Raw genomic sequence first — 13,205 nt, forward strand, 5'->3', positions numbered from 1 at the left:
GACTACGCCGAAAGCATCTTCGGCCCCGTCCCGTCCCCGAAGCCGGAGGTGTTCCCGGCGTCCGCGACCGCGTGGACGCGCCTGGCCACCGTATCCGAAGCCCTGCACGCCACGCTCCGCCAGGAGTTCATCGAAGGCGGACGGGTGCCGCACCTCTGCCTCCGGGACGCCCTCCTCCCCGAGCGCGCCGAGGCCCTGCACCAGGCCCTGCGCGACGCGCGCTTCGTGCGCCACCACCACGGGCCCTATCCGCTGCACATCGCGCCATTGAAGCAACAGGCGCCCTCCGCCCTGACGGACTTCTGCGCGTGGCTTCAGAGCGCGGACGGCGCGGCCTTCCACGCCGCTCTGGTGGGCTGGCCCGAGCCCCTGGAGACGCGGCAGGTGCAGGTGTCGCGCATGGAGGTGGGCGAGTTCTTCCCGGAGCACCGGGACACGGACGAGGAAGGGCTCGCCGTCGTCTACAACTTCACGCGCCCGTGGGAGGACCGCTTCGGCGGCGTCCTCGCCTTCCGGCATCCCGAAGTGGACGCGGACATGATGCGCGTCCCGCCGCTCTTCAACTCGGTGTTCATCTTCCGCGCGAGGGGTGCCCCTCACCGCGTGACCGAATGGACGTCCGAGGCCCGGGGCCACCAGCGCTATTCCGTCACCGCCTTCATCCTCGCGAAGCGCTGAAGCGCCCGCCTGTCCCCACGCATCTGGGCTCGCGGCTGGCGTCGAGGGTTTAGACTCAAGGCATGCACCCACGCTCCGCCGCGCTTTCCCCGACACGGCTCGCCGACATGACGTCCGCCCTGCGCGGCCACGTCGAACGCGGTGAGCTCCCCGGCGTCGTCGCGCTCGTCGCTCGCGGAGACACCGTGCACGTCGACGTGCTGGGCACACAGGGCCTCGTGCCCTCCGGTCCACCCATGCAGCGGGACAGCCTCTTCCGGCTCGCGTCCATGGCCAAGCCCATCACGGCGGTGGCCACGCTGATGCTCGTGGAGGACGGGAAGCTCCCGCTCGACGGCGCCGTCGACCCGTGGCTGCCGGAGCTGGCGGACCGCCGCGTCCTGCGCACTCCCGGCGGCCCGCTCGACGACACCGTTCCCGCGAAGCGCGCCATCACCGTGCGGGACCTGCTCACGCTGCGTTGGGGCCTGGGCGCGGTGATGGCGAGGCCCGGCACGCATCCCATCCAGCGGGCCATGAGCGAAGCCCGGGTGTCGCCCGGCTTCCAGGCGCTCACGGATCCGCCCGACGAATTCATGCGTCGGCTGGGCACGCTGCCGCTCATGCATCAACCGGGCGAGCGGTGGAGCTATCACACCGGCTACGAGGTCCTGGGCGTGCTGGTCGCGCGGGCCTCGGGCATGCGCTTCGACGACTTCCTGCGCGAGCGGCTCTTCGTGCCGCTGGGCATGAAGGACACGGCGTTCACCGTGCCCGCGGAGAAGCGCGACCGGCTCACGACGGCCTACGCGCGCGACGACGCCACGGGGAGTCTGGATGCATGGGACACACCGGCGGACAGCTTCTGGTCACGACCGCCCGCGTTTCCCTCGGGAGGAGGCCAGGGAGGGCTGGTGTCCACGGCCGATGACCTGCTCGCCTTCTGCCGGATGCTGCTGGGCGGAGGCCAGTCCGGGCACACCCGCCTGCTGTCCTCCGCGAGCGTCCAGGAGATGCTGACGGATCAGATTCCGGAGGAGCAGAAGGCCGCCTCGCCCTTCTTCCCTGGCTTCTGGGATGCGTCCGGGTGGGGCTTCGGCGGCGCCGTGTGTACGAAGCCGGATGGCGTCTCGCCCACCGCGGGACGCTACGGCTGGGGCGGCGGTTACGGCCCGATGTTCTTCATCGATCCCCGGCAGGACCTGACGGCCATCCTCCTGATGCAGCGACGGGCGCAGGGCCCCGACGACGAGGCCCTGGCCATGGAGTTCTCCAAGGGCGCCTACCGGGCGCTGGCGGACTGAGGCTCGACGCTTCAGAGCGCCGGGGCGGGCGTCGCCGCGTCGGACTGGGCGCTCGCGCTGGGAGCCGGGGTGACGCCACGCGCGACGGTGTCCAGGTTCGCGAGGCCCCGCTCGAACTCCTTGCCGAGCATCGTGTCCATGTTCACGACGAGCGACATCGCCTTGCCCATCAGGGTGTTCTCGCCCTCCATCGCCCAGCTCACGCGGGTGCCGCCGTTCTCCGGCGTGAGCGTGAAGGTGGCCTGGTTGGTGGCTTCGAACGGCTTGAAGAACTCCAGCTTGAGGACGACGCGCTCGCCGGGCTGGCTCTCCACGATGGTCATGCGGCCATCCCCGTTCTCGCCGCCGGCATAGGCGAAGCTGGCGCCCGGCCCTTCGTTGGGTCCGTCGAAGGTCTTGGTCACGCCGGGCGCCGGCTCGGAGCGGAACGGGTTCCACGTGTCGAACCGGTGCAGGTCATTGATCAGCGAGAAGACGGTGGCCGGGGGCGCGCCCACGAGCGCGTTGCGCTCGATGCGGAAGTGGTCCGGGCGGGTGGCGACGAAAGCGCCCAGCGCGACGACGAGGACGAAGGCGGCGATTGCGATCTTGCTGGCCATGGGAGGCTCCCGGTTCGATGGAAGAAGTGCTCCCGGGTGACCGGGAGGGTTCATCTCCACGTCGAACGAGGGGCCGCGGAATCGACACGGCATTTCCGCCCCATTTTCCGGGGCCTTGGACGCACCCGGGAATACAGCTCACTTCACCGGGGGACGGAGGGCCTGGAGCCGCGCCTTGTCCAGCTTCGCGGCGACGCCCACGCTGCGTCCGGCGAGGTTCGCGACGACGTACTGCACGGAGCTGCCCAGCACCTGCGCGCTCTCCGACAGGGTGAGCCCGTAGTCCTGCTCCAGCCACTGCGTCATGCCCTGCGTCGCGGAGCGCAGGGCGTCGTCCAGTGAACCACCCTGCCCCAGCGCCATCAGGTGGGTGGGGGACTCGACGCGAGGCGTGGAGGGCGGCGGCTTGCCGTGCAGGACCTCCACGGTGAACTCGACGTCCATGGAGGTCTCCAGCGCGTACTGGGACGTCTCGCCGTCGCCCTGCGCGGCGTGCGCGTCGCCCAGGAACAGGAGCGCTCCGGGCTGCGCGACGGGCAGGTAGACGGTGTTGCCCTCCACGATCTCGTTGAAGTCCATGTTGCCGCCGTAGCGGCCCGTGTCGCCGGTGGACAGGGGCGCGGCGCCGAAACCGGGCGCCACTGCCAGGCCGCCCAGCATGGGCCGCAGCGGCACGGTGAAGGCCTTCAGGCGCTCCGTCGGGTTCTCCGGCGTCGCGACACCGCGCTCGGGGTCGAGCTTCCAGCGAACGGGCTTGCCCAGCTCCGTCGCCTTCGCGGCGAGGCCCGGCGTGAGGGCGCGGCCCACGATGCCATCCAGGCTGTCCGCGAACGTGCGGTTCAACGTGAGTCGGCGGATGCGGATGGCCAGAGTGTCGCCCGGGTTCGCGGTGGCGATGAAGAAGGGGCCCGTCTGCGGGTTGCCGAAGAGCGCACGGGTGACGCCTTTGGCGTCCATGCCGCCAGAGTCGAGCGTTGAGGTGCGCACCGTGTCGCCGGGCCAGACGGTCAGCACCGGCGCACGGTGCGCGGTGAACTCGTTGGACCACGAGGTGGGCGTGAAGTCATGCACGCGAGGAGCACCCGCGGGGCGCGAGGGGAGCAACCGGGCCGTGAAGGCATGGGACGCCCGCGCCTTCGGGTTGTTGCTGTCCGGGTAGTCCGCGGTGCCGCGCAGCGATTCACCACTCACCTTGCCATCGAAGACATAGGTCTGCTGGCGCGAGTCCGTGACGACGAAGTGGACGGCGTTGCCCGTGCGCTCCCCCTTCAGCGCATCCCCATCAAGCTCACCGGAGAGGCGCTTCCCGTCGCGCTCCAGTGTGAGGAACTGGTAGGCGGGGTTGCCCCACAGGTCGGTCGTCACGAGCCAGGACTCAGAGGCCGCGAGCGCACCAACAGGCAGACAGCAGAGGAGGACGGCGAGGGAGCGGAGCATGGGCCGGCGCAGTGTAGAGGAACGCTCTGGGGTCCGCGCCCTGTCGGACAGGTTTGGATCGCTCCGCCCCGGCCGACAGGGTCATCACTTGACGCCGCGCAGCGCCGTCAGCGCAGCCGCTGGCCGAAGGTCCGCAGGCGGTCGCGGGCCTTCAACAACTTCTCCCGGGGAATGGAGAACACCGCGCGCACGCGCTCCGGGTCGCCGCACCACGCGCCGCCGTTGAGCACCACGTGCGTGTGCTCGTAGACGATGCGCGGCAGGTTCTCTGGCGTGAGCTTCACCCCATCCACCGAACGTCCCAGCCAGGCCGTCATCGGAGGCGCGAGGAACAAGCCCCCCGCCTCCGTGGCCTCCGCGCGGCCGTCGTCGGGCAGCGCCTCCGCCACCAGCGCGCGCTTCTCCGCGAGCTCACGCCGCATCCGCGCCAGGTAGTTTCTCAGCGCCTTGTGCCGCGCGGCGTAGAGCAACTGTCCATCCGGTCCGCGCGCATGGGCCGCGTACAGGTACGCCGCCGCGCGCGCGGTGGGCGTGTGCAGCACGCCGGGAGCGCTCTCGCGCAGCGCCGCCACCAGCGCCCGGTCCTTCGTGGCCACCCAGCCCACCCGCAGGCCTCCAGCCGCGAACTCCTTGGACAGCCCTCCCAGCAGCACCGTCCGCGCGCCAATACCGGGCACCGCGCCCTCCAGCGTCACCGGGCTGTGCACCGTCTCCGCCGTGGGGTTGGTGAGGTTCACCAAGCCGAAGATTTCATCCGAGATCCAGAGGCAGCGCTGCTCCACCACGAACGTCGCCAGCGCCATCAACTCCTCGTGCGACAGGTAGTGCCCCGTGGGGTTCGCCGGCTGCGACAGCACCACCGCGTCCGGCATCGTCCCCCGCGCGCGGCGTGACAGCAGCGTGCCCAGCGGGCCTGACTCCACCTCGCACCCCGCCGCGAGGAACGTGGGCGCGAGTACGCCGTAACAAGGCGTCACCAGGAACACTCGCGGCATCCGCCCCAGCCGCTGGCGCAGCGCCACGCCCAGGTGGTGCATGAGCGGCCAGACGCCGGGCGCCACCACGACGTCCTCGGGGACATAGCGGGCCCCTCGCGTCTCCAACAGGAAGGCCGCCACGGCCTCCGCCAGCCCCGTCTGCGCTCCGTCCGCGCGCGGCGCGACGCCCGCCGCGATGAGCCCCTCCACCAGCGGCAGCGGCATCGGGCCCTCGTTCTCGCCGTAGTCCAGGCGCACGAGCTCCGGGTCGTCCTCGCGGAAGAACTTCGGTGCGAACGCGGGCAGCTCCGACAGCTTCGCGATGCGCTGTGAGCGCGGCAGCGGCACCTCCGGCACCCGGTGCGGCGAGGGCGGCTCCGGCTCCGCGAAGGCCATGCGGAAGGCGAGCAACTCCGAGAACGTGCGCTCGTAGAACCACTCCGCCAGCACGCTGATGCGCGAGTACGTCACCTCCGCCGCCACCTCCAGGTCCGCGCGCAGCGACTCCGGCACGGGGAGCAGCAGCGTCAGCTCCAGATCCGGCCACACCGCGTTCTTGATGAGCCCGTACAGGATGACCAGGTTGGGCGCGTGCTGCGTCCGCGCGAGGAACTCGAAGAGGGTGCGCGGCTCCACGTCCCCGGTGATGTTGAAGAAGGCGCTCTCGTCCAGCACCACCCAGATGCCCCGCCGCGCGGCCTCCGCCACGATGTCGCGCAGCACCGCCAGGTTGGTGCGCTCGCCCGGCTCCACCGTCAGCAGCACGGCCTTCACGTCGAAGGCGCTCAGCAGGCGGCGGATCTCCCCCAGCGTGTTGTGCGTCACGGTGGCGCGCACGCCCGCCTTGTCCAGGGCGCGCGCGTAGAGCGGGTGCAGGCTGCGCGATACCAGCACCGTGTCCCCGGGGTCGCACGTGGCGAGCAGGAAGGAATAGACGGCCTGCTCCCGCTCCGGCGCGACGAACACCGAATCCTCCGACAGCCTCAAGCCGAAGTGGCGGTCCAGGTAGCGGGCCACCAGCCTGCGGAAGGACGCGTCGCCGGCCTCGTGCGCGTAGGGCAGGAAGGGCGCCTGGGACAGCCGCTCCGCGAGCGCCGTGACGAAGCCCAGCTGCTCCGCGGACGCCGCCCCCAGGTCCAGCTCCTCCTGGAGCGCCGCGATGCCCAGCGAGCGCAGCGCGGCGCGCAGGGCCAGCGTCTCCCGGGGCTGCGACAGGTGGGCCTCCCACACCGCCACCTCGTGCCAGATGGGATGGCCTGACTGCAGCCAGCCCAGCGCCGTCGCCGCGCGCAGGGGCTCCGGGCTGTGGGCCTCCATGAAGAACTCGAACTCCCGCCCGGTGCGCTGCTCCAGCGACACCAGCGGGCGGATGTCCGTGTCCGCCGCCTGCATCACCCGCCGGGCCACGCGCATGCGAGTGGTGAAGCCTCGCCGGGTGAACATCCGCGCGATGATGGCGCGGCCCGGACGCCCCGCGAGGTTCAGGAGCAGCCGCCCCCCCGGCAGCAGCCGCTCCGGCGCCTCGTTGAGCAGACGCGCGATGAGCCCCAGTCCGAAGTGGTCCTCATAGACGTTCTGCAACGAGGTGTAGTTGGACAAATCCAACAGCGCCTGCTCATCCGCCTGCGCCAGCTCCGCGGGCAGCTCGTCACTGCGCAGCACCTGCGGGATGCACCCGACGATGAAGTCCCACTCCGGCTTCTGGGGCAGACCGAGCAGCAGGTCGCTCTCGCCAAAGGACAGCCGCGACACCAGCGCTTCGTCGCCGTTGAGCCACGCGTTGCACAGCCCCACCGCCGGGGCCTGCGGGTTCAGGTCCAGCCCCCGGATGCGCGCGAGCCCCGTGAACTTCGCCAGCGCGATGCAGATCCACCCGGAACCCGAGCCCACCTCCACCAGCCGCTTGCCGGCGTACTCGTCCAGAGGGACCTTCAAGAGCCCCTCCAGGAACGTGAACGCCCACGCCTCGGGCGCGAAGATGGACGGCGGAATCAACAGCTCCAGCCGCTCCTGGGACGCGCCCACCGCCACCACCACCGACGCCAGCCGCAGCGGCGCGCCCTCTGGCTGGTCGCGCGACAGCTCCGCCAGCTCGCGCAGCTCCGCCAGCGCCCGCGCACGCTCCTCCGGCCGGGCCAGCGCCTCCGAAAGCGTACGCAATTGGACAAAGGCTTCACGGGCTGACGCTGGATAGGTGGCCATGGCGCGCCCGACTGTCCGAGGCCGCTTCTCCTCTGTCAACGACAGCCTTTCCACGAATGACTGACGCGATGCAGTATCGATTTACAGGTTGTCATTCCCAGTTTACATGGGAAATCTTGAGTCAAACGCCAGTAAGCAGCGCCCACCGGACGGCCCCTCTCGTCCGGTGAGGACGCCCCATGAAAAGACAGCCGCAACTGGCCTTGCTCGCGGTGTTCGCCGTCATCCTGTTACACGCGCAGCAGGCGCAGGCTCAAATCGCCGCCGCGCACGTGTATCACAATCACATGCCCAACTTCTGGGCGTACTACGACCTGACCCAATACAACGCGACGCCGGTGGGCGGCCCCATCCGCTACGCGTATGACGGGCAGGTCATCCAGATAAAGCAGTCACCTCCGGCCAACTACACCTATTTCCTGCCGTCGGGCGCGCCCATGCCGCACGACGACCTGGTGACGTATTACTCGCACCACGCGAAGGTGGGCGCGTATCAATACTGGCCGCCGGACGTGGCCGCGGACATGAAGGCCAATGCCTCCACGGGACAGGTCCACGTCACCATGTCCGGCGCGGTGGTGAACAACGTCAACGACCTGGTCACCCGCCGCAACGTGTCCGGCTACGACAACGCCAACTGGGGCGCCACCTGGAGGGACCGCTACGCCAACCTGCGCACGCCCGCGGGCAACCGCTCGTTGGACCTCATCCACTTCACGGGCCACCACTCCATGGGGCCGCTGGTGGGGCCGGACTACTTCCTCAAGGACCTCATCCACCAGAGCGCCACGCTGTCCCAGTCGTACTTCCTGGGCAGCGGCTTCACGGCCTCCAAGGGCTTCTTCCCCACGGAACTGGGCTTCAGCGAGCGGCTCATCCCCACGCTGGCGAAGCTGGGCGTGAAGTGGTCCGTCATCGGTGACAACCACTTCTCCCGCACGCTGAAGGACTACCCGTTCCTCAACGACCCGGGCTCGGACACGCTGGTGTCGCCGCCCAACCGCGCGGACCTCCAGAACACCAGCACCGTGGGCGCCTGGGTGAGCGAGGGCATGGCGCACGAGCAGCAGGTCATCCGCAACAAGTACCCCTTCGCCTCCACGCCGCACTGGATGCGCTACGTGGATCCGGCCACGGGCGCCGAGTCGCGCGTCGTGGGCATCCCCGTCAACCAGAACGGCTCCTGGCTGGAGGGCTGGGAGGGACAGGCCACCGTGGACGTGGTGGGCCTGCGCAACTTCGAGGGCCTGGTGTCCCAGAAGCAGTTCTTCGTGCTCGCGCATGACGGTGACAACTCCGGTGGGCGCGCGGGTTCGCTCGACACGTGGCTCAACGGCCGCTCCGTCACCTGCTCCGGTGGCGTGCAGTGCCTGGGCATCGACGAGTACCTGGTCAACAACACGCCCGTCTCCACGGACGTGGTGCACGTGCAGGATGGCTCGTGGGTGGACACGCGCGACTCCTCGTCCGACCCGCAGTGGCACCACTGGCGGCTGCCGTTTGGCATCTGGAAGGGGCAGTTCCCGGCCTTCAACTCGGCCACCGGTCTCAACCTGGCACCCAAGACGAACCTGAGCGGCGTGCAGGAGGGGATGACGGTGTCGCTGGAGCACGGCTGGCACTACCTGGAGCGCAACTTCGCGCTGCTCCAGGCCGCGATGAACTACGCGAAGACGGCCGAGCAGGTCTGGCTGGACGCGCACCCCAACCACTGGAAGCCCACCACGGCGCTGGATTCGCAAGTCACGCACGCGGGCAACCAGCTCAACCCGTGGATGCTGTCCTTCCCGGTGAAGGGCGACGCGGCGAATGACTGGGCGGGCGGCGCGAACCCCGCGGAGCTGGCCTGGTACTTCCTCCTGCCGGCCATGGACTCCGGCTTCGGCTACTACGACGAGAACGTGGACGACAACGTGAAGCCCACGCTGTCCTTCAACCAGTCGCTCTACTTCTCCAAGCCGTACGTGCAGGACCGGCTGGCGCAGGACCGCACGGGCCCGGACGTCTGGTGGGTGCAGCGCTGGCCGTACAACCCCGGCAGCCCCAACACGGACAAGTCCGAAGGGTGGACGCTGCACCACTTCGACAACAACTTCGCGCTGTACACCTACGCCTTCGACGTGAGCGGCATCGCCAGCATCAAGGCGCGAGTGCGCGTGCACACGGCGAAGAGCATCGACCCGCTGGACAACACGCCTCGCGTCTACAACCCGGCGGCGTTGAAGGTCGCGGGCGTGCCTGGCATCGACCCGTCGCGCGTGGGAGCCTGGGTGGACCATCCACTCCAGCGTCGTGAATTGCGACCGGTGATGAACGGCGTGGCGTGGCAGCCGGCGCACCTGCCGGTGATGCAGAAGGTGGCCGCGCAGGAGATTGGCGACCTCTACTACGTCTATCTGAGCGCCTACCGCGACCAGGTGCTCGACTACTACATCGAGGCCACCGACTCGCGCGGCAACGTCACGCGCAGCGAGATCCAATCCGTCTACGTGGGCGCGGGGAAGTACCGGCAGGAGGGCGGCAAGTACATCGAGGACGTCAACGGCCCGGTGACGGGCACCTATCCGTTCCTCCGCGTGGACACGACGGCGCCGTCCGTTCCCACGGGGCTCGCGGCGACGCGCACGGACCGCTCCGTGACGCTGACGTGGACGGCCTCCACGGACAACGTCGGCGTGACGGGCTACCAGGTGTTCCGCAATGGCACGCAGGTGGGCTCGCCTTCCACGACGAGCTACACGGACAGCGGGCTCACGGCGGGCACGGCGTACAGCTACACCGTGCGAGCGCGGGACGCGGCGGGCAACACCTCCGCGGCGAGCAGCGCGCTCTCCGTCACCACCCTGCCCCCGGACACCACGGCGCCGTCGGCGCCCTCTGGGCTCTCCGCATCGGGTGTCACCAGCTCGTCGGTGGTGCTGAGCTGGACGGCCGCCACGGACAACTACGGCGTGAGTGATTACCTCGTGTTCCGCAATGGCACGCAGGTGGCCGCGCCCACGGCGACGACGTACACGGACACGGGGCTGTCCTCGAGCACGACGTACAGCTACACCGTGAAGGCCCGCGACGCGGCGGGCAACACGTCCGGGGCCAGCGCGGCGCTCTCCGTCACCACCGGCCTGGGGTACACGACGACGGTCTATTACAAGAAGGGCTTCGCCACGCCGTACATCCACTACCGCCCCGCGGGTGGCACGTGGACGACGGCGCCGGGCGTGCTGATGCCGGACGCGGAGGTGACGGGCTACGCGAAGTACACGGTGAACCTGGGCTCCGTGCAGCAGTTGGAGGCTGTCTTCAACAACGGCAGCGGGACGTGGGACAACAACAACGGCGGCAACTACCTGTTCCCCACGGGCACCTCCACGTTCAACGCGGGCGTCATCACTGCGGGCGCGCCGGTGAGCGACACCACGGCGCCGTCGGTGCCCACGGGGCTGACGTCACCGTCGAAGTCCGCGACGACGGTGTCGCTGAGCTGGACCGCGTCCACGGACAACGTCGGCGTGACGGGCTACCTGGTGTTCCGCAATGGCACGCAGGTGGGGACGCCCACGTCCACGAGCTACACGGACAGCGGGCTGTCCTCCAACACGGCCTACAGCTACACGGTGCGGGCGCGCGACGCGGCGGGCAACACGTCCGCGCAGTCCTCCGCGCTCTCCGTCACCACGTCCACCAGCGGGGCCACGGTCACGTTCAACGTCACGGCGAGCACGGTGATGGGACAGAACGTGTACGTGGTGGGCAACGTCGCCGCGCTGGGGAGCTGGGCCCCGGCCAATGCCATCCTGCTGTCCCCGGCCAACTACCCCACGTGGAGCGCGGCCGTCGGGCTGCCGGGCTCCACGGCGATTGAGTACAAGTTCATCAAGAAGGACGCCGCCAACAACGTCACCTGGGAGAGCGGCGCCAACCGCACCCTGACGACGCCGGCCACGGGCACCTCGACCGTGAACGATACGTGGCGCTGAGCCATTGAAGCGGACTCGCGGCGGGCCTGGAGACCGGGCCCGCCGTGAGGTATCGCGGAGGGCCCCGGCTCAGTCTGAACGGCGAGCGCTGGCCACCGCCTCGCGGTCGTAGGCTTCCTGGTGCTTCTGGATCGCGTCGATGTGCGCGAGGGTCCAATCGTACAGCGCCGCGAACGGCTCCTGGAGCGACCTGCCCAGCGGGGTGAGCGCGTACTCGACGCCCGGCGGAGAGCCGCCGAGGACGCGGCGGCGGACCATCCCGTTGCGTTCGAGCTTTCGCAGCGTCTGCGTCAGCACGCGCTGGGTGATTCCCTCAAGCTGTCGCTTGAGGGCGTTGAACCGCCTCGGCCCGGGCACGAGCACGGCAAGGACCATCATCGACCACTTGTCGCCTATCTGATCGAGGATCGGGCGGGTGGGGCAGTCGGACCGGTAGATGGGATCATCTTCAGTATCGCTCGGCATACCTGGGATGCTCCAGGTACGCTCTTGCCTCCTGGTATGCAACGGATACCTTCAATGAGCCACTCTTGAAGGAGATGAAATCGACATGACGCGCTTCAAAGACAAAGTCGTGGTCGTCACCGGGGGAAGTGACGGCATCGGGCTCGCGACCGCCAAGGCCTTCGCCGCGGAGGGGGCCAGGGTCTACATCACCGGGCGCAGACAGGAGAGGCTCGACGAGGCGGTCCACGAAATCGGTGGCGCCACCGTTGGCATCCAAGGGGACGTCGGCAATCTCTCCGACCTCGACCGGCTCTACGAGCGCGTCAAACGCGACCACGGCAGGGTCGATGTCGTTTTCGCCAATGCGGGAATCTCCGAAACCGTGGCGCTCGGTGCGATCGACGAGGAGCACTTCGATCGCGTGTTCGGCGCGAACGTGAAGGGCATGGTCTTCAGCGTGCAGAAGGCGCTGCCCCTCATGACCCACGGAGGGACGGTCATCCTCGCCGGATCGGCCAGCGGCAGCAAAGGCTTCCCCGGTCTGTCGGTCTACAACGCGACCAAGGCCGCGATTCGCGCGCTCGCGCGTACCTGGACGACCGACCTGAAGAGCCAAGGCATCCGCGTCAACGTGGTTTCACCGGGGGTGATTGAGACGCCCGCGATGCAGACGTATCTCCAGAACAACGCGGGGATGGAGGACGTGCTGAAACAGATGACGCCGCTCGGGCGGCTCGGCCAGGCGGAGGACGTCGCGAACGCGGTGCTGTTCCTGGCGTCGAACGAGAGCAGCTTCGTCGCGGGCGTCGAGCTCTTCGTGGATGGGGGTGTCATGGCGGTGTGACACGGATTGGCGGATGCCCGTGGGTGGCCCCCCGGGCGGCTGCTGACCGTCCCCTGCTCCAACAGGCGTGAGGTGAGCCCGGGCGCGCCTACCCCTGTGGCGCGGCCGGCGTCAGCAGCAGGTCGGACAGGCCCGGCCTGGAGCGCCGCAGCAGGTCCTCCAGCGAGTACTTGTCCAACGTGGCGAGGAACGCGTCGCGCGCCTCCGCCAGCACGCCCTTGAGGCCGCACGCGGGCGCGATGGGGCACGTGTTGCGCTCCTTGTCGAAGCACTCCACCAGGTGGAAGTCCGGCTCGGCCGCGCGCACCACCTTGCCCAGCCGGATGTCTTTCGGGGCCTTCGCCAGCAGCACGCCGCCGGCCCGCCCGGGCTTCACCTCCACGTGTCCCTCCTGCGCCAGCGTCTGCACCACGCGCACCAGGTGGTGCTTGGAGATGCCGTAGGCGTCCGCCATCTCCTGCGTGGACGACGGCCGCCCGGGACGTGCCGCCAGGTACATGAGGACGCGCAGCGAGTAGTCGGCGTGAAGGGTCAGGTGCAAGTCAGGCGGCTCCGGCGACGGGCCCCGCTCGCGGCAGGCTCGGCAGGAAGGCATCCGCGTGGATGTCCTTCAGCGAGAACCCCGCGAGAAAGAGCTTCTTGCGCAGGGATAGCACCGCTTCGGGGTTGCCGCAGAGGAACGCTCGCCAGCCCACCGGCCGCTTCGGGAGGCAGGTGAGGACCTTCGCCTCCAGGGCCCCCTCCTCCACCTCCCCACCTCC

9 protein-coding genes and 1 pseudogene are annotated in these 13,205 nt (G+C 69.4%); 4 read left to right on the top strand and 6 right to left on the bottom strand.

Annotation, left to right across the window (positions count from 1 at the left end; translation table 11 throughout):
* The first annotated feature begins 48 nt into the window (after positions 1-48).
* Both D7V77_RS22350 and D7V77_RS22355 read left to right on the top strand, forming a co-directional pair.
* The gene (locus tag D7V77_RS22350) at positions 49-678 is read left to right on the top strand and encodes a 2OG-Fe(II) oxygenase (RefSeq protein WP_233597156.1); all 630 of its coding nucleotides are present in this window, start codon (positions 49-51) and stop codon (positions 676-678) included.
* A 107-nt stretch (positions 679-785) separates the two neighbouring features.
* Positions 786-1,961 carry a serine hydrolase gene (locus D7V77_RS22355; RefSeq protein ID WP_233597157.1) on the top strand — a complete coding sequence of 392 codons (1,176 nt, stop codon included), beginning with the start codon at positions 786-788 and terminating at the stop codon, positions 1,959-1,961.
* Between the two features lie 11 nt (positions 1,962-1,972).
* On the opposite strand, the gene D7V77_RS22360 is transcribed toward D7V77_RS22355, so the two are convergent.
* From D7V77_RS22360 to D7V77_RS22370, 3 genes are all read right to left on the bottom strand, one after another.
* The gene (locus D7V77_RS22360) at positions 1,973-2,560 is read right to left on the bottom strand and encodes an SRPBCC family protein (protein ID WP_120578320.1); all 588 of its coding nucleotides are present in this window, start codon (positions 2,558-2,560) and stop codon (positions 1,973-1,975) included.
* A 138-nt stretch (positions 2,561-2,698) separates the two neighbouring features.
* Positions 2,699-3,925, bottom strand: coding sequence for an acetamidase/formamidase family protein (locus D7V77_RS22365; RefSeq protein WP_233597158.1), 1,227 nt, complete (start codon positions 3,923-3,925; stop codon positions 2,699-2,701).
* 179 nt (positions 3,926-4,104) lie between these two features.
* Positions 4,105-7,176 (bottom strand): aminotransferase class I/II-fold pyridoxal phosphate-dependent enzyme, encoded by a 3,072-nt coding sequence (locus D7V77_RS22370; protein WP_120578322.1) that lies wholly within the window; start codon positions 7,174-7,176, stop codon positions 4,105-4,107.
* Positions 7,177-7,355: 179 nt separating this feature from the next.
* Here D7V77_RS22370 and D7V77_RS22375 point away from each other — a divergent pair, with 179 nt between their 5' ends.
* A complete protein-coding gene (locus tag D7V77_RS22375) occupies positions 7,356-11,153 on the top strand; it encodes a carbohydrate binding domain-containing protein (protein WP_120578323.1) in 3,798 nt (1,265 codons plus the stop codon).
* Positions 11,154-11,222: 69 nt separating this feature from the next.
* Here D7V77_RS22375 and D7V77_RS22380 read toward each other — a convergent pair whose 3' ends face one another.
* Positions 11,223-11,618, bottom strand: coding sequence for a helix-turn-helix domain-containing protein (locus tag D7V77_RS22380; protein WP_120565143.1), 396 nt, complete (start codon positions 11,616-11,618; stop codon positions 11,223-11,225).
* Between the two features lie 85 nt (positions 11,619-11,703).
* On the opposite strand from D7V77_RS22380, the gene D7V77_RS22385 reads away from it, so the two are divergent.
* Positions 11,704-12,444 carry an SDR family NAD(P)-dependent oxidoreductase gene (locus D7V77_RS22385; protein ID WP_120578324.1) on the top strand — a complete coding sequence of 247 codons (741 nt, stop codon included), beginning with the start codon at positions 11,704-11,706 and terminating at the stop codon, positions 12,442-12,444.
* An 88-nt stretch (positions 12,445-12,532) separates the two neighbouring features.
* Here the strand turns inward: D7V77_RS22385 and D7V77_RS22390 are convergent, their stop codons facing one another.
* Together D7V77_RS22390 and D7V77_RS22395 are read right to left on the bottom strand one after the other, a co-directional pair.
* On the bottom strand, positions 12,533-12,985 hold the full coding sequence (locus D7V77_RS22390) for an Rrf2 family transcriptional regulator (RefSeq protein WP_120578325.1): 453 nt from the start codon (positions 12,983-12,985) through the stop codon (positions 12,533-12,535).
* Between the two features lies 1 nt (position 12,986).
* Positions 12,987-13,205 (bottom strand): annotated as a pseudogene (locus tag D7V77_RS22395) (ferredoxin reductase); the annotation flags it as partial.

It is taken from the genome of Corallococcus sp. CA041A, from assembly GCF_003612075.1.
Classification (GTDB): Bacteria; Myxococcota; Myxococcia; order Myxococcales; family Myxococcaceae; genus Corallococcus; species Corallococcus exiguus.